Annotated in this window: 22 protein-coding genes, 13 tRNA genes and 3 rRNA genes; 33 read left to right on the top strand and 5 right to left on the bottom strand. The window is 42.0% G+C overall.

Translation table 11 applies throughout. The features are described 5' to 3' along the window. Positions 1-52: 52 nt before the first annotated feature. The 9 genes from AC2TFD_RS24525 to AC2TFD_RS24485 all read left to right on the top strand — a co-directional run bounded on the left by AC2TFD_RS24525 (position 53) and on the right by AC2TFD_RS24485 (position 7866). Positions 53-808, top strand: a complete 756-nt coding sequence (locus AC2TFD_RS24525; RefSeq protein ID WP_335511638.1) for an ABC transporter ATP-binding protein — start codon at positions 53-55, stop codon at positions 806-808. Then, positions 805-1512, top strand: a complete 708-nt coding sequence (locus AC2TFD_RS24520) for an ABC transporter ATP-binding protein (RefSeq protein ID WP_335511640.1) — start codon at positions 805-807, stop codon at positions 1510-1512. Before AC2TFD_RS24525 ends, AC2TFD_RS24520 begins: the two co-directional genes overlap by 4 nt. An 18-nt stretch (positions 1513-1530) precedes the next feature. Further along, positions 1531-2391 (top strand): branched-chain amino acid ABC transporter permease, encoded by an 861-nt coding sequence (locus AC2TFD_RS24515; protein ID WP_335511642.1) that lies wholly within the window; start codon positions 1531-1533, stop codon positions 2389-2391. A gap of 4 nt (positions 2392-2395) precedes the next feature. Next, positions 2396-3394 (top strand): branched-chain amino acid ABC transporter permease, encoded by a 999-nt coding sequence (locus AC2TFD_RS24510; RefSeq protein WP_335511644.1) that lies wholly within the window; start codon positions 2396-2398, stop codon positions 3392-3394. Between the two features lie 11 nt (positions 3395-3405). Continuing rightward, positions 3406-3585, top strand: coding sequence for a hypothetical protein (locus AC2TFD_RS24505; RefSeq protein ID WP_335511646.1), 180 nt, complete (start codon positions 3406-3408; stop codon positions 3583-3585). Between the two features lie 18 nt (positions 3586-3603). Next, positions 3604-4617: a 3-oxoacyl-ACP synthase gene (locus AC2TFD_RS24500; protein ID WP_335511648.1), complete on the top strand. Its 1014-nt coding sequence runs from the start codon at positions 3604-3606 to the stop codon at positions 4615-4617. Then, on the top strand, positions 4618-5520 hold the full coding sequence (gene phaZ, locus AC2TFD_RS24495) for an intracellular short-chain-length polyhydroxyalkanoate depolymerase (protein WP_484674118.1): 903 nt from the start codon (positions 4618-4620) through the stop codon (positions 5518-5520). Further along, positions 5517-6257: a 3-oxoacyl-ACP reductase FabG gene (fabG, locus tag AC2TFD_RS24490; RefSeq protein WP_335568599.1), complete on the top strand. Its 741-nt coding sequence runs from the start codon at positions 5517-5519 to the stop codon at positions 6255-6257. Before phaZ ends, fabG begins: the two co-directional genes overlap by 4 nt. Before the next feature lie 109 nt (positions 6258-6366). Continuing rightward, positions 6367-7866: an acyl-CoA synthetase gene (locus AC2TFD_RS24485; protein WP_335511654.1), complete on the top strand. Its 1500-nt coding sequence runs from the start codon at positions 6367-6369 to the stop codon at positions 7864-7866. A 26-nt stretch (positions 7867-7892) separates the two neighbouring features. On the opposite strand, the gene AC2TFD_RS24480 is transcribed toward AC2TFD_RS24485, so the two are convergent. Together AC2TFD_RS24480 and AC2TFD_RS24475 are read right to left on the bottom strand one after the other, a co-directional pair. Next, positions 7893-8192: a spore coat protein gene (locus tag AC2TFD_RS24480; RefSeq protein WP_335511656.1), complete on the bottom strand. Its 300-nt coding sequence runs from the start codon at positions 8190-8192 to the stop codon at positions 7893-7895. Beyond that, a complete protein-coding gene (locus AC2TFD_RS24475; protein ID WP_335511658.1) occupies positions 8189-8395 on the bottom strand; it encodes a hypothetical protein in 207 nt (68 codons plus the stop codon). Before AC2TFD_RS24475 ends, AC2TFD_RS24480 begins: the two co-directional genes overlap by 4 nt. Before the next feature lie 162 nt (positions 8396-8557). On the opposite strand from AC2TFD_RS24475, the gene AC2TFD_RS24470 reads away from it, so the two are divergent. From AC2TFD_RS24470 to AC2TFD_RS24460, 3 genes are read left to right on the top strand one after another with little or no spacing between them, the layout of a single operon-like run. Further along, a complete protein-coding gene (locus AC2TFD_RS24470; protein ID WP_438825533.1) occupies positions 8558-8734 on the top strand; it encodes a spore coat protein in 177 nt (58 codons plus the stop codon). Between the two features lie 14 nt (positions 8735-8748). Next, a complete protein-coding gene (locus AC2TFD_RS24465; RefSeq protein WP_335511662.1) occupies positions 8749-9108 on the top strand; it encodes a spore coat protein in 360 nt (119 codons plus the stop codon). Positions 9109-9124: 16 nt separating this feature from the next. Next, the gene (locus tag AC2TFD_RS24460; RefSeq protein WP_484674117.1) at positions 9125-10261 is read left to right on the top strand and encodes a zinc-dependent alcohol dehydrogenase; all 1137 of its coding nucleotides are present in this window, start codon (positions 9125-9127) and stop codon (positions 10259-10261) included. Positions 10262-10298: 37 nt separating this feature from the next. Here the strand turns inward: AC2TFD_RS24460 and AC2TFD_RS24455 are convergent, their stop codons facing one another. Further along, the gene (locus tag AC2TFD_RS24455) at positions 10299-11195 is read right to left on the bottom strand and encodes a selenium metabolism-associated LysR family transcriptional regulator (RefSeq protein WP_335511667.1); all 897 of its coding nucleotides are present in this window, start codon (positions 11193-11195) and stop codon (positions 10299-10301) included. Between the two features lie 167 nt (positions 11196-11362). Between AC2TFD_RS24455 and AC2TFD_RS24450 the strand changes: the two genes are divergently transcribed. The 6 genes from AC2TFD_RS24450 to AC2TFD_RS24425 all read left to right on the top strand — a co-directional run bounded on the left by AC2TFD_RS24450 (position 11363) and on the right by AC2TFD_RS24425 (position 16002). Next, positions 11363-11602, top strand: coding sequence for a sulfurtransferase TusA family protein (locus AC2TFD_RS24450; RefSeq protein ID WP_335568601.1), 240 nt, complete (start codon positions 11363-11365; stop codon positions 11600-11602). A 192-nt stretch (positions 11603-11794) separates the two neighbouring features. Then, entirely contained in the window at positions 11795-12157 is a 363-nt protein-coding gene (locus AC2TFD_RS24445) for a DsrE family protein (protein WP_335518408.1), read from the top strand. Positions 12158-12171: 14 nt separating this feature from the next. After that, positions 12172-12885 carry a sulfurtransferase TusA family protein gene (locus AC2TFD_RS24440; protein ID WP_335518404.1) on the top strand — a complete coding sequence of 238 codons (714 nt, stop codon included), beginning with the start codon at positions 12172-12174 and terminating at the stop codon, positions 12883-12885. 15 nt (positions 12886-12900) lie between these two features. Beyond that, positions 12901-14070: a vitamin-B12 independent methionine synthase gene (locus AC2TFD_RS24435; RefSeq protein ID WP_484674116.1), complete on the top strand. Its 1170-nt coding sequence runs from the start codon at positions 12901-12903 to the stop codon at positions 14068-14070. Positions 14071-14094: 24 nt separating this feature from the next. Continuing rightward, positions 14095-14547, top strand: coding sequence for an OsmC family protein (locus tag AC2TFD_RS24430; protein WP_335568603.1), 453 nt, complete (start codon positions 14095-14097; stop codon positions 14545-14547). A 129-nt stretch (positions 14548-14676) separates the two neighbouring features. Next, positions 14677-16002: a DEAD/DEAH box helicase gene (locus AC2TFD_RS24425; protein ID WP_335568604.1), complete on the top strand. Its 1326-nt coding sequence runs from the start codon at positions 14677-14679 to the stop codon at positions 16000-16002. Positions 16003-16044: 42 nt separating this feature from the next. Here the strand turns inward: AC2TFD_RS24425 and AC2TFD_RS24420 are convergent. Both AC2TFD_RS24420 and AC2TFD_RS24415 read right to left on the bottom strand, forming a co-directional pair. Continuing rightward, positions 16045-16117 (bottom strand) — tRNA-Ala (locus AC2TFD_RS24420). An 83-nt stretch (positions 16118-16200) separates the two neighbouring features. Continuing rightward, positions 16201-16896 (bottom strand): MgtC/SapB family protein, encoded by a 696-nt coding sequence (locus AC2TFD_RS24415; protein ID WP_335568605.1) that lies wholly within the window; start codon positions 16894-16896, stop codon positions 16201-16203. 571 nt (positions 16897-17467) lie between these two features. Here AC2TFD_RS24415 and AC2TFD_RS24410 point away from each other — a divergent pair. The 15 genes from AC2TFD_RS24410 to AC2TFD_RS24340 all read left to right on the top strand — a co-directional run bounded on the left by AC2TFD_RS24410 (position 17468) and on the right by AC2TFD_RS24340 (position 23773). Beyond that, positions 17468-19017 (top strand): 16S ribosomal RNA (locus AC2TFD_RS24410). Positions 19018-19217: 200 nt separating this feature from the next. Next, positions 19218-22172, top strand: a 23S ribosomal RNA gene (locus AC2TFD_RS24405). A 131-nt stretch (positions 22173-22303) separates the two neighbouring features. Further along, positions 22304-22420 (top strand): 5S ribosomal RNA (gene rrf, locus AC2TFD_RS24400). The 16S, 23S and 5S rRNA genes sit together here with 12 tRNA genes alongside, the layout of an rRNA operon. A gap of 10 nt (positions 22421-22430) precedes the next feature. Continuing rightward, positions 22431-22506, top strand: a tRNA-Val gene (locus tag AC2TFD_RS24395). A gap of 33 nt (positions 22507-22539) precedes the next feature. After that, positions 22540-22615: transfer RNA gene (locus AC2TFD_RS24390), tRNA-Thr, on the top strand. A gap of 30 nt (positions 22616-22645) precedes the next feature. Continuing rightward, positions 22646-22721 (top strand) — tRNA-Lys (locus AC2TFD_RS24385). 84 nt (positions 22722-22805) lie between these two features. After that, positions 22806-22890 (top strand) — tRNA-Leu (locus AC2TFD_RS24380). Positions 22891-22946: 56 nt separating this feature from the next. Next, positions 22947-23021: transfer RNA gene (locus tag AC2TFD_RS24375), tRNA-Gly, on the top strand. A gap of 5 nt (positions 23022-23026) precedes the next feature. Beyond that, positions 23027-23115 (top strand) — tRNA-Leu (locus tag AC2TFD_RS24370). A 30-nt stretch (positions 23116-23145) separates the two neighbouring features. Further along, a tRNA-Arg gene (locus AC2TFD_RS24365) sits at positions 23146-23222 on the top strand. 8 nt (positions 23223-23230) lie between these two features. Next, positions 23231-23307: transfer RNA gene (locus AC2TFD_RS24360), tRNA-Pro, on the top strand. Positions 23308-23325: 18 nt separating this feature from the next. Continuing rightward, positions 23326-23401 (top strand) — tRNA-Ala (locus tag AC2TFD_RS24355). A gap of 29 nt (positions 23402-23430) precedes the next feature. After that, positions 23431-23507: transfer RNA gene (locus tag AC2TFD_RS24350), tRNA-Met, on the top strand. A gap of 80 nt (positions 23508-23587) precedes the next feature. After that, positions 23588-23664 (top strand) — tRNA-Ile (locus AC2TFD_RS24345). 16 nt (positions 23665-23680) lie between these two features. Next, a tRNA-Ser gene (locus AC2TFD_RS24340) sits at positions 23681-23773 on the top strand. The last annotated feature ends 134 nt before the right edge of the window (positions 23774-23907 follow it).

Here is a 23907-nt window from a genome sequence, read left to right as displayed (position 1 = left end):
TTTTATGGTCACCCTCTTCCTTATTTCTATCTACAAGATGGGTGGTGAAAGCGTGACAACCTTAATTGAAACAAATAATTTATCGATAACTTTTGGAGGACACACGGCGGTTGATTCTGTCTCAATTTCCGTTCCTGAAAAACACTTTAAATCAATCATCGGACCAAATGGAGCAGGAAAAACAACTTTTTTTAATCTTTTAAGCGGTCAATTAGCACCTTCGAATGGAAAAATTTATTTTCGCGGAAAGGATATCACAAAGCTTTCTTCGACAAAGCGAACCAGAGAAGGAATTGGGCGCTCTTTTCAAATTACCAATGTCTTTCCTAATTTAACTGTTTTGGAAAATGTAAGACTGGCAGTTCAATCAAGAGCCGGAGTCCGCTACCAGATGTTTTTCCATTATAAGAAATATCGTGTATTTGAACAAAAGGCGCTAGAGTGGTTACGTCTTGTTTTGTTAGACGATAAGGTGGATTCTTTGGCAAGCAATTTGGCACACGGGGAAAAGAGAAAGCTGGAAATGGCAATGCTTCTAGCCCTTGAAACCGAAGTTTTGTTACTAGATGAGCCGACTGCTGGGATGTCCTTAGAAGATGTACCTGCGATTTTAGAAGTAATTAAAAGAATTAAGGAACAAGGGAACCGGACAATCATTTTAATCGAGCACAAGATGGATATGATTCTGGACTTATCTGATTCTGTAATGGTGCTATTTAACGGCAGGCTCTTGGCGGATGGAACACCTGAGGATATTATGAAAAATGAAACGGTCCAGTCAGCTTATTTAGGAGGTATCAGCGAATGAACGAGCTGCTGAAGCTTAATCAAATTGAGACGCATATTGGACAATATCATATCTTACAGGGTGTTTCAGTTGAAGTGAAAAAGGGTGAAGTAACGGTCTTACTTGGAAGAAATGGTGCAGGAAAAACAACCACATTACGGACCATCATGGGTCTAAATCCTGCATCCAAAGGCAGTGTAGTTTTTAAAGGAGAACAGATTCAAGCACTCCCAACGTACACGATTGCCCAAAAAGGAATTGGTTATGTACCAGAGGACCAAGGAATATTTGCGGGATTAACAGTCGAAGAGAATATGAAAGTTGCCATTCAAAAAGAAAATGAAGAAACACATAAACGACTTGACTATATATTAAAACTATTTCCTGACTTAAGTAAGTTCTGGAAAAAACCAGGGGGCTTACTGAGCGGCGGTCAAAAACAAATGCTTTCCATTGCAAGGGCTTATGTAAACGAAAATGAACTTCTACTTATTGATGAACCTAGTAAAGGTTTAGCACCAATTGTCGTGGAGAAGGTTATGGAATCCATTATGCAAATGAAGGAACAAACCACCATTGTCTTGGTAGAACAAAATTTTTATATGGCAAGTACAATTGGAGATTGTTATTACATTATTGATGATGGAAGAACCGTTAGCAATGGAGCAATGAAGCAGTTAAAAGAAGATGAGGAAATGAAACGAAAGTATTTGGGAATTGCCTAGGAAAGGAGGAAAGTTTGTATGGAGCTATTATTCAATTTAACATTAAATGGATTGGCAACAGGCATGCTGATCTTCCTATTAGCTGCAGGCTTAACGCTTATCTTTGGTTTGATGGATGTACTTAACTTTGCCCATGGCGGATTGTTTGCATGGGGAGCTTACAGTGGTATTTGGATTTATACTACTACTGAAAGCTTCATTATGGGGATTGCTGGTGCTATTCTCACCGGTTTTATACTTGGGATCATTACAGAAAAGTGGATTATCAAACCTGTCTATGGAAACCATGTTCAACAAATTTTAATTACACTGGGCCTAATGCTCGTTCTTTCAGAAATGCTCAAGGTTATTTGGGGACCTAACCAATTGACGGCTAATCCACCGGAGTATTTGCAGGGAAGCTGGGAAATTGGCAATATGATCATCATTAAATATCGAGTATTTATTATCGCGGTAGGATTATTGGTATTCGCCGGCGTTCAGTTTTTGCTCAAAAAAACCAAAATCGGTCTGGTAGTCCGTGCAGGAGTTATGAATAAAGAAATGGTCCAGGCATTGGGGATTAATATCAAAAAGGTATTTATGTTTGTATTTATGATTGGTTCAGGTATGGCTGCGCTAGGAGGGGTTTTATTCGGTCCCTATTCTGGTGTTATTCATGCGGGGATGGGAATGGAATTCGCCATTTTGGCGTTTATCGTTGTAGTCATAGGCGGGATGGGGAATTTCAAAGGGTCCATCATGGCTGCGATATTAGTTGGATTATCAGGTTCATTTATGGCCTATTATGTTCCAGAATTATCCTTGGCGGTAAATATGTTATTAATGGCGGTTGTCTTAATTGTTAAACCCCAAGGACTATTTGGCGGGAAGGGGTGAGAGGATGAATTGGGTTTTAAAGAATAGAGCGAATACGATTTACATTATCATTGCTGCTTTTCTGTTGATTTTACCTTTCGTTTATGAATCTAGAAACATGTTAATCCTGTTGACTCAGATATTCGTGTTTGCCATCCTAGCGATGAGTTATGATTTATTATTAGGTTTTACCGGAATTGTATCCTTCGGTCATGCGATGTTTTTTGGTATCGGTGCATACTCGATTGGGATATTCATGAAGCGCTTTGAGCCTACGATGCTTCATTTCACGTATGCTGTATTGGCAACAATTCTGATTACAGCGATCGTCAGCTTTATTGTTGGCTTACTAACCCTTCGCTTAAAAAGTCACTTTTATGCGATGTTAACGATGGCACTTGCGGGATTGTTTTTAGTATTAGCAGAAAAATGGCGGACATTAACATTCGGAAATGATGGATTTACTTTTCGTGTCCCAGAATTATTCATTGATCGGACTAATTTCTACATCATCTGTTTAGTTTCCATGATAGCTGTGTTTATGATCCTTAAACGCTTCACGAACTCCCCGCTTGGGAGAGTTTTGCAGGCTATCCGGGAAAATGAACAACGAACGGAGTCTTTAGGGTATCACGTTTTACATTATAAAATTGCAGCCAGCGTCGTTTCTGGTGTATTAGCGGGAATTGCAGGTATCTTTTATGCGATGTCCCTCCGATATGTGAATACGAGTGTATTCACGATGGATATTACCTTAGATGCGTTATTAATGACTATCATTGGCGGTGTAGGTACATTAGTTGGTGCCATTATTGGAGCAGGCCTAATTGAATTCGCCCATGATGGGTTAACGGAGCTGGCGAAAGAACATTGGATATTTGAACGCTGGATTATTTTCTTCGGCATTATTTATATTTTGGTTGTGATTTTCTTCCCGCTAGGTATTGTTGGGACATTAAAGAAGTTTACATGGAATCGAAAAAAACAACATACTGCTAAGAAAAAAGAAAAGCTAGCAGGATAGGGGGAGCATTCATGGATCCGTTACAAATTGCTTCTTTTGTCGTTCGTTTCCAATTGGCGGCTGTGGAAAAAGGAACGGGTAAAAAACAATGGAGAATAAAAGTTACCCATGTTCAAGAAGAGAAGGAAACATTATTTGAGAGTATCGAAGAGGCGACAGCTTTTATGATGTCAATGGTGGAGGACTCCTAGAATAGGGTGGTGAAAGTCTTGCAGATTGGTATTGTCAGTACGGGAGTTTACCTGCCAGAGAAATTTGTAACTGGGATAGAAATCGCAGAATTAGCAGGTATCCCACCACATATTGTCGAAGAAAAGATGGGAATAAAGAAAAAATATGTTCCGGGTCCTCATGACCATACATGTGCAATGGGAATTATTGCTGCCAATCAAGCGATTGAAAAAGCTGGAATCAATCCATTGGAGATCGATGTAGTTATTTATATTGGGGAAGAACATAAGGAATACCCGCTATGGACTGCTGGCATCAAGCTGCAGGAAGCAATTGGTGCCACTAATGCATGGGCATTTGATGTTGCCTTACGCTGTGGAACGACTGTCATGGGTTTAAAAGTAGCGAAAAGTTTAATGATTGCAGATCCGGCGATTCAAACAGTACTCCTGGCTGGGGGTTACCGGAATGTGGACTTTATTGATTATCAGAATCCAAGGACACGGTTTATGTTCAACCTAGGTGCTGGAGGTGGAGCCATTCTGCTGAAAAAAGGCCATAAAGAAAATGTTCTATTAGAAACAGAGTTGATAACAGATGGTTCTTTTTCAGAGGATGTTGTTGTCGTTTCTGGAGGTACAAAGAATCCGATTACGAAAGAGGCAATTGAACAGCGCTTGAATAAGCTGGATGTCTTGGATCCGGCGGGAATGAAACAGCGCTTGGAACAAAAATCAATGGTCAATTTTATTAAAGTGATTCGGGAATCTGTGAGAAAAAGTGGTTACAAAGAAGAAGACATTTCGTATATCGCCATGCTCCACATGAAAAAGTCTGCACATGATTATGTATTAAAAGAATTAAGATTAACGGAGGAGCAATCCATCTATTTAGAGGAATATGGACATATTGGTCAAATTGATCAAATTCTATCGCTAGAGCTTGCCCTTAAGGAAGGGAAAATCAAAGAAGGGGACCTGATTGTTTTTGTAAGTGCTGGTATTGGTTATGCTTGGGGAGCGTCAGTAATTAAATGGGGGAAGGTGGTCTAAATGGTGAATGTGACAATGAAAGAGGTTCAGCTGGCAAATGGGGAAACAATCGCCTATCGTGAGCGGGAAGGCGGAGAAAAAAAGGTCCTGTTAATTCATGGAAACATGACATCATCCAAGCATTGGGATCTTGTTTTAAATAATATGGATGGTGCATATAAAATATATGCTGTGGATTTACGTGGGTTTGGGAAGTCTAGCTACCATACACTGATTACTTCTATAAAAGATTTCTCGGATGACGTCAAGCTCTTTGTGGATGAAATTGGCTTACGGGATTTCGCGATGATCGGCTGGTCAACAGGCGGTGCGGTCGCCATGCAATTTACGGCTGATTATCCAGGCTATTGCAATAAGCTGATATTATTGGCCTCAGAATCAACCAGGGGTTATCCTTTTTATGGGAAGTTAAGCGAGAATGATGTTCCTCGAAGATTTTCATCCTATGAAGATATTAAACGGGACTTGATTCGGACTATACCTGTCCAAGCGGCTTATGATACGAATAATGTAGAATTATTAAAATTGATATGGAACGCTGTTATTTATACAAAAAATCAACCGGCACCCGAGCTTTATGATGAGTATGTACAGGATATGAGAACACAGCGTAACTTAGCGGAGGTACATCATTCTAACAATACCTTTAATATAAGTCATCACCATAATGGTCTTGTGGAAGGGAATGGACTGGTTGATCAGATTAATGTACCCGTTCTTGTTTTGCGGGGTGACCGTGACTTCGTTGTCACGGCAGAAATGACAAAAGAATTGGTTGAGGAATTAGGTGCAAAAGCTAAGTTTGTAGAGTTAAAGGATTGCGGACATTCACCGCTTGTGGACGACTTACCGCAATTCCTAAAAGAGGTAACCAGTTTTTTAAATACGGAGGTGTATAAATGAGGTTAAAAGATAAAGTAGCCTTGATTACAGGAGCAGCAAATGGTATAGGGTTAACAGCTGCAGAACTCTTTGCCAAAGAAGGGGCAAAGGTAGCGATGGCAGACTTTAATGCTGAAATAGGTGAAAAAAGGGCAGGAGAGTTAAGGGAAAAGGGGTATGAAGTAACCTTTTTTCAGGTAAATGTGACTGACCGTTCAAGCGTCGATAAAATGGTGGGAAAAGTCCGAGATACTTACGGGAATATCGGTGTGCTGATAAATAATGCGGGAATTACTAGGGATGCGATGCTGTCCAAAATGTCCGTAGAGGATTTTCGAGCGGTTATGGATGTCAATCTGACTGGAGTCTTTCATTGCACACAAGCAGTTTTACCGTCGATGATTGAAAATGGAAAAGGAAAAATTATTAACACTTCTTCTGTTTCTGGTATATATGGCAATGTCGGGCAAACGAATTATGCGGCATCAAAAGCAGGCGTGGTAGGTATGACGAAAACCTGGGCAAAAGAACTTGGGCGCAAAGGGATAAATGTAAATGCAGTTGCTCCAGGGTTCATTGAAACAGGAATGACAGCAGTTGTTCCTGAGAAAATAATAGACCAAATGAAACAAATGATACCGCTGGCACGCTTAGGAAAACCTGAAGATATTGCAAATGCCTACTTGTTCCTAGCCTCTGACGAATCCAATTATATCAATGGAACCGTCCTGCAGGTTGATGGCGGAATTATGATGTAACCAAAAGACGACCTTTTAAGGGTCGTTTTTTGATTTGTTTTTATGTAACTTCGCTGTAACTAGCTTTCAGTAAGATGTTCTCATCTAGTGGTGAAGGAGAGATCGATCGGTGAGGTGGGAACTCGATTGGCTGGATAATAGAGCAAGATTATCGCCAAATAAGCAGGCAATTATAGATGAAGATACAAATAAAACATGGACATATCAAGAGATAAATACACGTGCGTCATCAGTAGCAGGATGGTTAAAGGAACAAGGAGTAAAAAAAGGAGATCGGGTAGCTCTTTTATCGCCCAATCATATCAGTTATTTTGATTTGCTTTTCGCCTGTGGGAAAATTGGTGCGATTTTTGTCCCGCTAAATTGGCGTCTATCACTTCGTGAATTAATTGAAATTTTGCAGGATTGTACACCCTTAGTAATAGGAATTCATCAACAGTTTCGAAACATGTTTACTTTATTGGAAAACACCATATCTACATCAATTATTGTTGGTGGCTCCGAATATGAGGAAGTCCTGAAATCCAGGATAGAAACGGATGATACTAATGCCATTTCAGAGAATGATCCATTAGCAATGATTTATACAGGAGGAACTACCGGGAAACCAAAAGGTGTCGTATTAAGTCACCAATCTATACAATGGAATGCGATTAATACCATTCTTAGCTGGAACCTTTCTGAGGAAGATGTAACGATTAACTATATGCCGATGTTTCACACAGGAGGATTAAATGCTTTATCGCTGCCTCTATTAATGACTGGTGGTACAGTGATTATTGGGGATCAGTATTCAGGTCGAAAAGTGGTACAGTCTATCAATCGATACAAGTGCACGATTATTCTCCTTGTACCAACCATGTACCATTCGCTCATTCAAAGTGTTGAATTCCAAGATAGTAAATTTCCATCCATGAAAATATTTTTATCCGGTGCGGCACCTTGTCCTATGCAAGTGTATGAAGCTTTTCAGAAAAAGGGATTAGCTTTTAAGGAAGGATATGGATTAACCGAAGCCGGCCCAAATAATTTCTTTATTCATCACGAGGATGCACAAGTGAAACGCGGGTCAGTGGGAAAACCCATGCTTTTTAACGCTATAAAGCTAGCGAGGGAAGATGGCCAAGAAGCGAAGGAGAATGAGGTTGGGGAACTTTTAATAAAAGGGAAGCACTCCTTTTCTCATTATTGGAATAATGAACTCGCCACAATGGAGACAAAAAGGTTTGGCTGGGTTCATACCGGTGACTTGGCGAAAAAGGATGAAGATGGATTTTATTATATTGTCGGCAGAAAAAAGGATATGATCATCACGGGTGGTGAAAATGTCTATCCTCTAGAGGTTGAACATTGGCTCGCTGCACATTCCGAAGTGGATGAAGTGGCCGTCATCGGACTTCCAGATGAAAAGTGGGGAGAAATCGTTACAGCTTTCATTGTTCAAAAAACCCAAAATCTGCTGGATGAACAGGAACTTAGAGCATATTGTGAAAAAAAGTTAGGCAAGTACAAAATTCCAAAGAAATTCATACAAGTAGATGAACTTCCGAAAACGCATGTTGGAAAAATTGATAAAAAGAAATTAAAAGAATTAAGGAAACATGCTTAGAGGAGAACCAGTGGTTCTCCTCTTCGTTATTTCTGTGCTAGTTTTAGGGCTGTATCCGCTACCGTCAAATCGACATTCAACTGGTCAGCCAAATCATGTGGATGATAAAAGCCTTTCGCAATCATATAATTCGTGATTTTTTCATGGGTTGCAATCGCAGTATTTAATTGTTCTCTTAATGCTGCTTTTAATTCAGGTGTACCTGTTTCAGTAATGGCCACCGCGTAATTTCTTACCCCTGCTTTAGCTGAAATGAGGAAATCGGTTGCGATGACCTGGTCTGTCATTCCGCCCATCCCCATAAGGTTTTGAATTAAATTATTCACTCCTGCCCACCCCTTTGCGTTAGGAATTTCTGAAGCTGTTGTATGTGCTTTGTGCCAGTGGCTGCATCTTCGGACAGGATGGTTTTTAATTCTTCATCTTGAGCCAAGACACTCATTGTTGTAGCTTTCGTTAAGCAAAGATTTTTAAATGTCAGCAGTTCATGAAGGTCAAGTGTTTCATGAAGACCTAAATATTTTGTCATTCTATTTCCCTCCAAACGATCATACTTCATCCTCTTTATATTTTCTTTGTCCAATCTTGATTATTCATTCTTGTATAAAACCAATTACGAATAGGGGAAAATACGTGTTATTACCTGGAGGTGAATGTAGTGGTCGATGAAACCTTAGCCTTACATGAAACAATGGAAACACATGAAATCCTAAATTTTAAAACAGTTTGCTTACTACGCTCAAAACTAATGCAGGGCATTTGCTTTGATAATGAATTAAAAGTACTGATGGAAAAGGATGTTCAGCAATCCATAAAGGATGTAAATGAACTGCTGACCTTTTATAAGAAAAGCCAATTGTTACAATAAGTGAGGTGATAGGAATGGAAGATTATTTAGACCCAAGAAACGCTGAGGGGATGCCGAGTTTAGCTGATTCTGCTTTTGCCATGGATTTTTTATTATCCGTAAAAAATGGAATTCGTAATTATGGGTTTGCGATAACGGAAACAGCGAATCCAGAGCTTAGAAGAATCTTGCATAAACAAATGGAGGCAGCCATCGATTTGCATACAGAGATTTCAGATTTAATGATAAAAAAGGGCTGGCTTCATCCACATAATTTTAAGGAGCAATTTCCAATTGATTTAAAAGCTGCAGAGACAGCGGTTCAGATAGCGAAATTAGAGCTTTTCCCTAATGATACAGACCGTCAAGGGATGTTTGCCACACCAAATCAATAAAAGGAGGGATAGAGAGATGAAGGCTGTTACATACCAAGGAATTAAGAATGTCGAAGTCAGAGAAGTGAAGGATCCGAACATTAAAAACCCAGATGATATTATTGTGAAAATCACATCCTCAGCTATTTGTGGATCTGACTTACATCTAATACACGCGATGATACCCAATCTGCCGACAGATTTTGTTATTGGCCATGAACCAATGGGGATTGTGGAAGAAGTAGGTCCCGAGGTTACCAAATTAAAAAAAGGCGACCGAGTAATTATCCCTTTTAACGTGAGTTGTGGTCACTGCTGGTACTGTAATCACGACTTAACGAGCCAATGTGACAATGGTAATCCTCATGGTCAAGGCAGCGGATTTTTCGGATATTCTGAAACCACCGGAGGCTATGCTGGCGGTCAGGCAGAATTCATGCGGGTACCTTTTGGGAACTTTACCCCCTTTAAAATCCCAGAAAATTGTGAAGTGGAAGACGAGAAATTAGTGCTGCTTGCTGATGCTGCACCTACAGCCTACTGGAGTGTTGACCATGCTGGGGTAAAGGCAGACGATACGGTAATCGTCCTAGGTTGTGGTCCAGTGGGGTTACTTGCACAAAAGTTTGCATGGCTAAAAGGAGCGAAAAGGGTAATAGCAGTAGATTATATAAACTATCGATTGCAGCATGCAAAGCGTACCAACAAAGTGGAGATTGTAAATTTAGAGGAGCATGAAAATGTGGGAGACTATTTGCTGGAAATTACCCAGGGTGGAGCAGACATAGTTATTGATGCAGTAGGAATGGATGGGAAAATGACGCCATTGGAATTTTTGGCATCAGGAATGAAACTTCATGGCGGGGCTATGGGAGCAATTGTAATTGCCAGCCAAGCAGTTCGAAAAGGCGGAACCATTCAACTGACAGGCGTATATGGAGGAAGATATAATGCTTTTCCATTAGGGGACCTTTTCCAAAGAAATATCGATTTAAAAATGGGACAAGCCCCAGTTATACCATATATGCCATTTTTATATGATTTATTTTCACAAGGGAAAGTAGATCCTAGTGATATCATCACACATACCTTACCATTAGACCAGGCGAAGCACGGGTACGAAGTGTTTGATACGAAAACCGAAGACTGTATAAAAGTGATTCTAAAACCATAAAAAAAGGGCTGGAGAATTCCGCCCTTTTTTCACTGTTTTAGATGGGACTATCAATTAGCTCTTTCCATTTCTCGATAAATAAATTTGATAGCATGGATTGAGTTTTATTTAGGTTATAGACAAGGTAGAAATATCGTTCATCATTAAACCCTTCAATCTTGTGAACCTTCAATAAATGACTGAAGGAATATTCTGTTGCCGCCATTTCTGAAATGATGGCAATACCAATCTCATGAAGAACAAATTGGATTAAACTTTGTCCGCTTTCTGTATAGGCGACAATATTCATTTGGTCTTTGGGTATATGATTTTTTTTTAGGAATTTTTCGATTTGAGAATTTGTACCTGAATCAGAGTTTCTCATCACAAATGGGTACTTCAATATATCTTGAAAATTAACCGGTCCGTTAATTTCTGAGTGCTGAGAGGTAATGAGGACTAATCGTTCTTTTAATAAAGGAATATAGCACAGCTTATCATTTTCATATTTTTCCCCTAGTATGCCTAAATCTACGGAACCGTTTAGAACTTTTTCGGCAACATTTTTTGAGGATGATTGGTTTATATGAAAGGTTGCTTTCGGAAATTGATCTCTAAAGCGCTTTACCATTTTGGGGATCATAAATTGCCCAGGTACAGAACTAGCAGCGATGCGGATCATACCTCTCAGTTCTGTCGCTCCCTCCTTTAAGTCCAGCATTGCCTGGTCCTTTAACAATAAAAGCTTTAACGCCCATTGATACAACCGCTCTCCCGCTGGGGTAAGAATATTCTCTCTGCCAACGCGATCAAAAAGATTCACGTTTAATGTTCTCTCCAACGCCTGAATATGCGAGCTTACCGTTGATTGACTTAAGAAAATATCTTCGGCGGCTTTAGAAAAGCTTTTATGTTCAACAACCTTCGTAAACACAAACAATTGGTGTAAATCCATCGAATTGCCCTCCTTTATATCCGAAAAATCGATTTATAACCATAGATAGAATAGATAAATTGAATTTATCTAATCATACCATTTTCTTATAATAGAACTGACTCGATGTTTGAACAGTTTTCGAAATAAATCCTGTGAAACATTATTATTTGATGGGAGTTGTATACATGTCACTCCAATATATACCAGATCATATCTATGACGCGGGACCAACAGGGTGTGGTGAGCTGATTATGAACCTATTCTTAACCATGAAAAAGTTGAATCGGGGGCAAATAATCGAAGTTATATCCTATGACCCAGGTGCCAGAGAGGATCTGCCTGCATGGTGTAGAATGCAAAAGCACACCCTGCTCGATCGTAAAGATTTTGGGAAAATCAGTTATTACTATATTGAAAAAGGCTGATTTTAGTCTTTTACATAGGCTGTTTCCTTGAAATAGTTGTTAAAATCTTAAAGCCGATTTTAACGTGGAAGTAGTTATTTTACACTTTTGAATTTAGTTTGAAGGCCCTTTTCTTATAAAACTTTGTTTAAAAAAGCAGCAGATTTTAAGAAAAGAGCCCTTACATAAAATGAATTTATGGAGGAATAAAAAATGGCTGGGAAATTTTTAGTTAGTTTAACGAATGCAAAGAACAATCCTGACAAAGCAACTGTTGGCTTTGTTGTAGCAAATGCAGCAGTAGCATCAGGTCAGGAAACGGTTGTTTTCCTAAATGTTGAAGGTGCATATTTAGGATCAAAGGGATATGCCGATGATATTCACGAGCCAGGATTTGCCCCATTAAAACAATTAATGGATAACTTTGTTGAAGCTGGCGGCACACTTTGGGTTTGCAGTCCTTGTTACAAGAAAAGAGAATTGGATGAAGAAAACCTTGTTGAAGGTGCAACCATTGTTGGGGGAGCTAAATTAGTAGAGTTTCTAAGCCTCGGTGCAGCATCGATTACATATTAAGCAGGGTGACGAACATGCATAAAGCACATGCAATTTGTGATGGCGGGGATTTAGATTGCGGCTCAGGTTTACTATTGATTATTAAAAAGTCAATGGATCCCCTTCTAAATGGTCAAATTCTTGAAGTGCGAAGCAGGGAAAGAAGTGTTGTGGAAGATCTCCCTGCTTGGTGCAGAATGGTCGAGCATGAATTTCTTGGTTCAGAACCAGGAAATAATACCATGCGCTTTTTTATCAGAAAAGGATCAAATCAGGCAGAATTAGAGATGGATTTGCAAGCAGCAAAGGGTTATGAATGGAGTGTACGTGTACGGGGAGAAAAAGATTTAACGGCAAAAGTCCATTCACGAAACCACACATTTATTGCAGGTAAGCCTGCTGATTTTAGTCCAAAGGTTAATGCACCTAGCGCCATTGATTATTTGCTAGCCTCACTTGCGTCTTGTTTGACTGTGGGTTACAAGGCGCAAGCTTCACGAAAAAATATCGAGATTGATCATGTGGAGCTTTCATTAAAAGGGAGTTTAGAAAACGTCTTATTTCACATGGAGTTAGAGGATGAAGGAAGTCCAAAAATCAAGCAAATTGTTGGTACATTTTATGTTTCTTCACCGGAATCAGAAGAGGTGTTGGAGGAATTATGGAACCATACCCTAGTTCGGTCACCTATTTACCAAACGCTTAAACAAGTTTGTAGGATTGAAATAAAACTTTCAATTGTATTTTAACAGGGAGGAAAAAACGTGAATTTACCTAAATTCCCTACCACTGTTATTGGCAGCTGGCCAAGAACCAATGAAGTAAAAAGGGCAATGCGAGATAAACGAGCTGGAAGAATGACTGAGGCGGAGTTTGATTCTATTGCGGATCAGGCTGTCTTACAATGCTTAAAATGGCAAGAAGATGCAGGAATTGATATTGTCACTGATGGAGAACAACGACGAGATAACTTTATCTCTTTTGTTGCCGAGCACCTAAATAATGTCCGAATGCTAACGGTATCTGAACTTTTAGATTACGTTGAAGATAAAGCTAGCTTTGAGGAAATTCTCGGAACATTAGATGTTCCTGCTTTTTCAATGTCAAATCCAGCAGCCACTGGGAAAATTAGCCGTAAAAAGCCATTAGCATTAAATGACTATTTATTTCTAAAAAGACATACGGACAAAGCGGTTAAAGTGGCACTGCCTGGTCCTTATCTATTAACAAGGTCCATGTGGGTAGAGGGATTATCGAAGGACGCCTATCCGACGAAAGAGGATTTGGCTGTTGATATTATACGTGTTTTACGAGAAGAATTGGAAGACTTAATTGCAGCTGGCGTAGAATTCGTACAATTTGATGAACCGGTTTTGACAGAGCTGGTATTTACACAAAAAAATGCAAATAGAACTTTTATGTGTGGAGCTTTGACAGCAAAGGCTGATGCTGAAGAAGAAATTGAATTTGCTCTGGACTTAATGAATCAGGTTACAGATGGAATGCAGGGAAGAGGAACAAGAATCGGAGTCCATGTTTGCCGCGGTAACTGGAGCACTCAAGAGGAAGTCTTGTTAAAAGGTCCATATTTTCCGTTGGTTCCCTATTTTTCTAAGGTAAATATCGACCAGTTAATTCTTGAATATGCTACTCCTCGTGCTGGGGAGATTGCTGCAATTCGAGAATTTGGCGGAAAAGAAATCGGGTTCGGAATCGTCAATCCACGAACAGAAGCTGTTGAAACCGTTGAAGAAATCATAGAGCGTGTTCAGGAAGTAAGAAAATACGTTTCAGATGAAAAAATCTTTTTAAATCCAGACTGTGGATTTGGAACATTTGCACAACGACCAATGAATAGTGATGAAATTGCCTTTGAAAAATTAAAAGTCATGTCGTCCGCAGCAAAAAAGTTGAGGGAAATTATTTTAGTCTAATAACCAGTGAAGTGAGGTAGTGGTATGGGGAAAATAATGAGCTTTAAGGTAGAAGGAAAAGGTAATGGCATGCGTACAGACGCATTTGCAGGAAAACATACAATTGCTATCGATGAACCAGAGTCATTTGGCGGCAAGGATTCTGCAATTGATCCAATGTCAGCGCTTTTATCATCCCTAATTGCCTGTGAAAATGTTATGGCACAATTGATTTCTAATGAAATGAAGTTTGATCTTCGAGGAATTTCTTTTGAAGTGGATGGAAGCTTAGATCCTGCAGGATTAATGGGAGATCTAAGTGTAAAGCCATACTTTCAGCACGTTACGGTGAAAGCATTTATAGAAACCTCTGAATCAGAGGAGCGCATTCTTGAATTACAAAAAGCGGTCGATCAGCGCTGCCCTGTATTTAGAACCTTAAAGGACGCTGGAATTCCAATTGAAAACCATTGGGTAAAAGCGAAGGCTACAGTTTAATACCACTTAAAAGATCTTATCAATTGATAGGATCTTTTTTTAAAAAAAAGAATATTTGCTATTTATGTGTTAAACACTCAATATTAATAAGACTAAATTTTTGTAAGGATTGAGAAAGTAGGGATTTTTTTGCCTGATTTTGTTTCATTAGGTATTTCACAAGTAGTGGTAAATAAATTAAAAAGTTACGGTATAGCTAAACCAACACCTATTCAAGAAAAAGCAATACCTTTCGTTATGGATGGTAAAGATGTTATTGCACAAGCGCAAACGGGAACAGGTAAAACATTTGCCTTCATCTTGCCTATTTTAGAAAAAATAGATCAACAAGCAAATCATGTTCAAGCTCTTATTGTTACTCCGACAAGAGAATTAGCTTTACAAATAACAGATGAGTTTGAAAAATTGACGAACAATCTCCCTGGAGTCGATGTACTAGCCGTCTACGGGGGGCAGGATGTTGATAAACAGTTAAAGAAACTGAAGAAAAATGTTCAAATTGTGGTAGGGACGCCAGGAAGATTATTGGATCATATTAGAAGAGGGACGGTACAGTTATCGGATGTATCTTTTCTTGTTCTTGACGAAGCAGACCAAATGCTTCATATTGGCTTTCTAAATGAAGTAGAGGACATTATCAAGGAAACACCAAAGACGCGTCAAACCATGCTTTTTTCTGCGACGATGCCAGAGGAAATAAGAAGCCTTGCCACTAAGCATATGCGGAAACCTGAATATATCCAAGTTGAAAAAACACAGGGTCCTGCGGAAAATGTAAAATTAATTGCTATTCATACAATTGATCGGGCTAAGCAGGCCACTTTAATTCAATTAGTAGAAACACATAGGCCCTATTTAGCTGTTATCTTTTGCAGAACCAAACGCAGGGTTTCTAAATTGTATGAGGTTCTAAAATCACATAAATTTTTGTGCGATGAACTGCATGGAGATTTGTCACAATCAAAAAGAGAGCAGGTAATGAAACGTTTCAGAGATGGTGAAATCCAATTATTAATTGCAACAGACGTAGCGGCAAGAGGTCTTGATGTTGAAGGTGTAACGCATGTATTTAACTATGATATACCTCAAGACGCTGAGAGCTTTGTCCATCGGATTGGAAGAACAGGAAGAGCCGGTACGAAAGGATTGGCCATCACCTTTTATTCATCGGATGACCGCCCGACTCTTGATATGATTGAAAAAGAACTAAACATTACCATTGAAAAACAAAACACAGGTAATAATGAAGTCAAGAAGACCAATAACTCAGATACTTCAAGGAAGCAGGGAAGGAAAAATAATAGTAAGACGAAGAGCCGTGGTTTTACTGATAAAAAAGGTGGAAATAAGAAAGTAAGTTCTAGGAAATCCTCTGGAAGTTCACACCCAGTTAAAGCAGAACATAAGAATAAAACGTCTGGAGTAAAAGGCAGAATGAAAACGAATAAAAGATAAAAAAAAGAACCCTTGCTAGATAAGCAAGGGTTCACTTTATGATGGAGACTATCGGGATCGAACCGACGACCTCTTGCATGCCATGCAAGCGCTCTCCCAGCTGAGCTAAGCCCCCGTATATATGGTACAAGAAAAATTATAGCTGTCTCGTACCAATCTTGCAAGTGTATTTTATACGTTTTTAAGAAAAAGTTGTGTTTAGCCCATACTTTCAATTTCAACCTTATGGACTCCTTCTAGATTTGAGACAGACTCATAAACTTCAGTTGTCTTCTCTCGGTAATCTACTGCCACTAATATTTGAACAAGATGGTCGCCATTGTCTAAATCCTTTATTCGGATCCTGCGAATGATGTACTTTTTCTCCATAATAAAAGATATAACCTTTTCAATCTGGATTTTTTCTCGCATAAACAATTGGAGACTAATTTCTTTTTCTCGTAATTGTTTAGGTCCGATGTACTTCATCACGTAAGGTACTAGTTCCACACTAATTATTAGTAATACAACACCAGCAAGTGCTTCGATAAAAAAACCTGCTCCTACTGCAATTCCAATTCCGGCTGCTCCCCATATCATTGCGGCGGTAGTAAGTCCAGAGATACTATCATTTCCTCGTCTAAGGATTACACCCGCCCCTAAAAAACCAATTCCTGAAACAATCTGTGCTGCAAGACGAAGAGGGTCCATGGTGATTTTAACATTATCGGAATCAGGAAACATATAAGCCGATTCAATTGATACAATGGTTAGCAGACAACTTACTACGGATATTACAAGACTTGTTTTAAGACCAACAGGCTTTCTTTTTAATTCCCGTTCTAATCCGATAATTAGTCCAAAAATCGCAGAGATGCCTAGCTTTATTAATATATCGTAATCTATATTCTCCATTGGGTTCACGTCCATTACTATTTTGGATAATACTTTGACTTTTCTATTATATGTTATCCATGGGTTCTAAAAAAAGAAATATCCTTTTACAAAATAATAGTAGTGAAGATGATTAAAACTGTTTGATTGAGTTATCCTAGTTAGGAATCTTAGTTGATAAAGTCCTTTTATTATTACATATACATTAATGATGGATTTTATGAATCAGTCCCTTGTTTGTTTTACCTATTGAAGTGATTATCAAACAACTTTCAAGAAACTAATTATAGATGAATCAAAAAAAGTAATAAATTATTAATAAATTATATTGCAATCATTTTTCTAACATGGTATATTAATTCTTGTCCTCTTCGAGAGAGCCAACAGCGAAAAAGAAATTCAAAAAAGTTGTTGACATCACGATGAAGGGTATGTTAAATTAAAGAGGTCGCTTTCGAGCTATTAAGTAAGATCAGCTCATAATGTGATTGATAATTGTTCTTTGAAAACTAAACAAACAAGAACGTCAACAAACAATTTTTTAGCTTTTAATAAAAGCTAAGCCAACGTAACAGAATGAGCTATATCAACTTTCTTGGAGAGTTTGATCCTGGCTCAGGACGAACGCTGGCGGCGTGCCTAATACATGCAAGTCGAGCGAATCTTGAGGTGCTTGCACCTCTTGATTAGCGGCGGACGGGTGAGTAACACGTGGGCAACCTGCCTGTAAGACTGGGATAACACCGGGAAACCGGTGCTAATACCGGATAATTCTTTCCCTCTCATGAGGGGAAGCTGAAAGTCGGTTTACGCTGACACTTACAGATGGGCCCGCGGCGCATTAGCTAGTTGGTGAGGTAACGGCTCACCAAGGCGACGATGCGTAGCCGACCTGAGAGGGTGATCGGCCACACTGGGACTGAGACACGGCCCAGACTCCTACGGGAGGCAGCAGTAGGGAATCTTCCGCAATGGACGAAAGTCTGACGGAGCAACGCCGCGTGAGCGATGAAGGCCTTCGGGTCGTAAAGCTCTGTTGTTAGGGAAGAACAAGTACCGGAGTAACTGCCGGTACCTTGACGGTACCTAACCAGAAAGCCACGGCTAACTACGTGCCAGCAGCCGCGGTAATACGTAGGTGGCAAGCGTTGTCCGGAATTATTGGGCGTAAAGCGCGCGCAGGCGGTCCTTTAAGTCTGATGTGAAAGCCCACGGCTCAACCGTGGAGGGTCATTGGAAACTGGGGGACTTGAGTACAGAAGAGGAAAGCGGAATTCCACGTGTAGCGGTGAAATGCGTAGAGATGTGGAGGAACACCAGTGGCGAAGGCGGCTTTCTGGTCTGTAACTGACGCTGAGGCGCGAAAGCGTGGGGAGCAAACAGGATTAGATACCCTGGTAGTCCACGCCGTAAACGATGAGTGCTAAGTGTTAGAGGGTTTCCGCCCTTTAGTGCTGCAGCTAACGCATTAAGCACTCCGCCTGGGGAGTACGGCCGCAAGGCTGAAACTCAAAGGAATTGACGGGGGCCCGCACAAGCGGTGGAGCATGTGGTTTAATTCGAAGCAACGCGAAGAACCTTACCAGGTCTTGACATCCTCTGACACTCCTAGAGATAGGACGTTCCCCTTCGGGGGACAGAGTGACAGGTGGTGCATGGTTGTCGTCAGCTCGTGTCGTGAGATGTTGGGTTAAGTCCCGCAACGAGCGCAACCCTTGTTCTTAGTTGCCAGCATTCAGTTGGGCACTCTAAGGAGACTGCCGGTGACAAACCGGAGGAAGGTGGGGATGACGTCAAATCATCATGCCCCTTATGACCTGGGCTACACACGTGCTACAATGGATGGTACAAAGGGCTGCAAGACCGCGAGGTTTAGCCAATCCCATAAAACCATTCTCAGTTCGGATTGTAGGCTGCAACTCGCCTACATGAAGCCGGAATCGCTAGTAATCGCGGATCAGCATGCCGCGGTGAATACGTTCCCGGGCCTTGTACACACCGCCCGTCACACCACGAGAGTTTGTAACACCCGAAGTCGGTGGGGTAACCGTAAGGAGCCAGCCGCCTAAGGTGGGACAGATGATTGGGGTGAAGTCGTAACAAGGTAGCCGTATCGGAAGGTGCGGCTGGATCACCTCCTTTCTAAGGAATATACAGTCCTTGTGGACTGATAAACGTTGACTGTTACTTGTTTGTTTAGTTTTGAGAGTACAATTCTCTCAAAGCTTTTTTTAATCGTTCTTTGAAAACTAGATAATCGTAAGAAGAAGAAACCAAGTAAAAACCGAGTGAATTGCCATTTTAGTTTTTCTCTCTTATTAAATTAAGAGAATAACCATTTAGGTTAAGTTAGAAAGGGCGCACGGTGGATGCCTTGGCACTAGGAGCCGATGAAGGACGGGACTAACACCGATATGCTTCGGGGAGCTGTAAGTAAGCTTTGATCCGGAGATTTCCGAATGGGGGAACCCACTGCTCGTAATGGAGCAGTATCTTTACCTGAATACATAGGGTATTGAAGGCAGACCCGGGGAACTGAAACATCTAAGTACCCGGAGGAAGAGAAAGCAAACGCGATTCCCTGAGTAGCGGCGAGCGAAACGGGACATAGCCCAAACCAAGAGGCTTGCCTCTTGGGGTTGTAGGACACTCAACATGGAGTTACAAAGGAACGGGGTAGATGAAGCGGTCTGGAAAGGCCCGTCATAGAAGGTAAAAACCCTGTAGTTGAAACTTCGTTCCCTCCTGAGTGGATCCTGAGTACGGCCGGACACGAGAAATCCGGTCGGAAGCTGGGAGGACCATCTCCCAAGGCTAAATACTCCCTAGTGACCGATAGTGAACCAGTACCGTGAGGGAAAGGTGAAAAGCACCCCGGAAGGGGAGTGAAATAGATCCTGAAACCGTGTGCCTACAAGTAGTCAGAGCCCTATGTTTTTTCTTTCGAAAAAACCCGGGTGATGGCGTGCCTTTTGTAGAATGAACCGGCGAGTTACGATCCCATGCAAGGTTAAGTTGAAGAGACGGAGCCGCAGCGAAAGCGAGTCTGAATAGGGCGAATAAGTATGTGGTCGTAGACCCGAAACCAGGTGATCTACCCATGTCCAGGGTGAAGTCCAGGTAACACTGGATGGAGGCCCGAACCCACGCACGTTGAAAAGTGCGGGGATGAGGTGTGGGTAGCGGAGAAATTCCAATCGAACTTGGAGATAGCTGGTTCTCTCCGAAATAGCTTTAGGGCTAGCCTCACGTTGTAAGAGTCTTGGAGGTAGAGCACTGTTTGGACTAGGGGCCCTCATCGGGTTACCGAATTCAGACAAACTCCGAATGCCAAAGACTTATCCGTGGGAGTCAGACTGCGAGTGATAAGATCCGTAGTCAAAAGGGAAACAGCCCAGACCACCAGCTAAGGTCCCAAAGTTTACGTTAAGTGGAAAAGGATGTGGAGTTGCTTAGACAACCAGGATGTTGGCTTAGAAGCAGCCACCATTTAAAGAGTGCGTAATAGCTCACTGGTCGAGTGACTCTGCGCCGAAAATGTACCGGGGCTAAACGTAACACCGAAGCTGTGGATTGACATCTACGATGTCAGTGGTAGGAGAGCGTTCTAAGGGCGTTGAAGCTAGACCGTAAGGACTGGTGGAGCGCTTAGAAGTGAGAATGCCGGTATGAGTAGCGAAAGATGGGTGAGAATCCCATCCACCGTATGCCTAAGGTTTCCTGAGGAAGGCTCGTCCTCTCAGGGTTAGTCGGGACCTAAGCCGAGGCCGAAAGGCGTAGGCGATGGACAACAGGTTGATATTCCTGTACCACCTCTTTATCGTTTGAGTGATGGGGGGACGCAGGAGGATAGGGTAAGCGCACTGTTGGATATGTGCGTGTAAGCAGGTAGGCTGGTGAATAGGAAAATCCGTTCACCGTAAGGCTGAGCTGTGATGCCGAGGGAAATATAGTACCGAAGTTCCTGATTCCACACTGCCAAGAAAAGCCTCTAGCGAGATAAAAGGTGCCCGTACCGCAAACCGACACAGGTAGGCGAGGAGAGAATCCTAAGGTGAGCGAGAGAACTCTCGTTAAGGAACTCGGCAAAATGACCCCGTAACTTCGGGAGAAGGGGTGCTTTTTGAGGTGAATAGCCTCGAAGAGCCGCAGTGAATAGGCCCAGGCGACTGTTTAGCAAAAACACAGGTCTCTGCGAAGCCGCAAGGCGAAGTATAGGGGCTGACGCCTGCCCGGTGCTGGAAGGTTAAGAGGAGGGGTTAGCTCTAAGCGAAGCTCTGAATCGAAGCCCCAGTAAACGGCGGCCGTAACTATAACGGTCCTAAGGTAGCGAAATTCCTTGTCGGGTAAGTTCCGACCCGCACGAAAGGCGTAACGATCTGGGCACTGTCTCAACGAGAGACTCGGTGAAATTATACTACCTGTGAAGATGCAGGTTACCCGCGACAGGACGGAAAGACCCCGTGGAGCTTTACTGTAGCCTGATATTGAATTTTGGTACAGCTTGTACAGGATAGGTAGGAGCCTGAGAAGCCGGAGCGCCAGCTTCGGTGGAGGCGTCGGTGGGATACTACCCTGGCTGTATTGAAATTCTAACCCTCACCCCTGATCGGGGTGGGAGACAGTGTCAGGTGGGCAGTTTGACTGGGGCGGTCGCCTCCTAAAGAGTAACGGAGGCGCCCAAAGGTTCCCTCAGAATGGTTGGAAATCATTCGCAGAGTGTAAAGGCACAAGGGAGCTTGACTGCGAGACCTACAAGTCGAGCAGGGACGAAAGTCGGGCTTAGTGATCCGGTGGTTCCGCATGGAAGGGCCATCGCTCAACGGATAAAAGCTACCCCGGGGATAACAGGCTTATCTCCCCCAAGAGTCCACATCGACGGGGAGGTTTGGCACCTCGATGTCGGCTCATCGCATCCTGGGGCTGTAGTCGGTCCCAAGGGTTGGGCTGTTCGCCCATTAAAGCGGTACGCGAGCTGGGTTCAGAACGTCGTGAGACAGTTCGGTCCCTATCCGTCGTGGGCGCAGGAAATTTGAGAGGAGCTGTCCTTAGTACGAGAGGACCGGGATGGACGCACCGCTGGTGTACCAGTTGTCTTGCCAAAGGCATCGCTGGGTAGCTATGTGCGGACGGGATAAGTGCTGAAAGCATCTAAGCATGAAGCCCCCCTCAAGATGAGATTTCCCATAGCGTCAAGCTAGTAAGAACCCTGAAAGATGATCAGGTTGATAGGTCAGAGGTGGAAGCGCGGTGACGTGTGGAGCTGACTGATACTAATCGTTCGAGGACTTAACCAATTTTTAAAAGATGAACTCGTTTTTACTAACTTCTTCTGAAATTATCTAGTTTTGAGGGAATGAATTTTTTCAAAAACCTCTTGAAAAATCTCTGAAAGACAGTATAATAAAGTATGTCTTTGAGAAAACAGTCTGGTAATAATGGCGAGAAGGTCACACCCGTTCCCATACCGAACACGGAAGTTAAGCTTCTCAGCGCCGATGGTAGTTGGGACAAGCGTCCCTGTGAGAGTAGGACGTTGCCAGGCTGTATTATATGGAGGATTAGCTCAGCTGGGAGAGCATCTGCCTTACAAGCAGAGGGTCGGCGGTTCGATCCCGTCATCCTCCACCATATTTTTCACGATAGTAAAAATAACTATTCTTTGCCGGTTTAGCTCAATTGGTAGAGCAACTGACTTGTAATCAGTAGGTTGGGGGTTCAAGTCCTCTAGCCGGCACCATTTTCATTATTACTTATATTAAGTAATAATGAGCCATTAGCTCAGTTGGTAGAGCATCTGACTTTTAATCAGAGGGTCGAAGGTTCGAGTCCTTCATGGCTCACCATAGTTTTTCACGCTAGTGAAAAAAACTTTCCTTTTGCGAAAGCAAATAAAGTAACCTTTGGCTGCAGTAATTAATTTTCAATATGCGGGTGTGGCGGAATTGGCAGACGCACCAGACTTAGGATCTGGCGCCGCAAGGCGTGGGGGTTCGACTCCCTTCACCCGCACCAAAGTTATTTTGAGTAAAATAACTAATATTTTAAATGAAATAACATTATCAAATATTGCGGAAGTAGTTCAGTGGTAGAACACCACCTTGCCAAGGTGGGGGTCGCGGGTTCGAATCCCGTCTTCCGCTCCAATATTGCCGGGGTGGCGGAACTGGCAGACGCACAGGACTTAAAATCCTGCGGTAGGTGACTACCGTACCGGTTCGATTCCGGTCCTCGGCACCATTTTTAAAAGTGTAAATAGATTTATAATATGCGCCCGTAGCTCAATTGGATAGAGTGTCTGACTACGGATCAGAAGGTTATGGGTTCGACTCCTTTCGGGCGCGCCATATTTTATCGGGAAGTAGCTCAGCTTGGTAGAGCACTTGGTTTGGGACCAAGGGGTCGCAGGTTCGAATCCTGTCTTCCCGACCATCTTCAATTAAAAGATATGGGGCCTTAGCTCAGCTGGGAGAGCGCCTGCTTTGCACGCAGGAGGTCAGCGGTTCGATCCCGCTAGGCTCCACCAAGGTTGTTTTACAATTTAATTATCTATTTGGCGGTGTAGCTCAGCTGGCTAGAGCGTACGGTTCATACCCGTAAGGTCGGGGGTTCGATCCCCTCCGCCGCTACCAAGTATTTTTATGAAGTAAAAACACAAAAGTTTTTTTGCGCAGCAAAATAACCAAATAAATTAGTTTTTAATACTTTATCTGGACCTTTAGCTCAGCTGGTTAGAGCAGACGGCTCATAACCGTCCGGTCGTAGGTTCGAGTCCTACAAGGTCCACCAGTAATCTTTATAATATGGAGGAATACCCAAGTCCGGCTGAAGGGATCGGTCTTGAAAACCGACAGGCGGGTTAAACCGCGCGGGGGTTCGAATCCCTCTTCCTCCGCCATATTATTCTTCAGCAAAATGAAATTCTTTTTATTGTCGCGGGGTGGAGCAACGAGCGTTACTTCACAGAATTAACTGCGAGTTGTATCAATCGAACTGCTGCTTGAATAAGCTTTCTGAGATTGATACAGTCCA

This window comes from Neobacillus sp. plas4, from assembly GCF_057221695.1.
The sequence above is the reverse complement of the archived record's forward strand: the minus strand, read 5'-3'. Positions and strand labels throughout refer to the sequence as shown.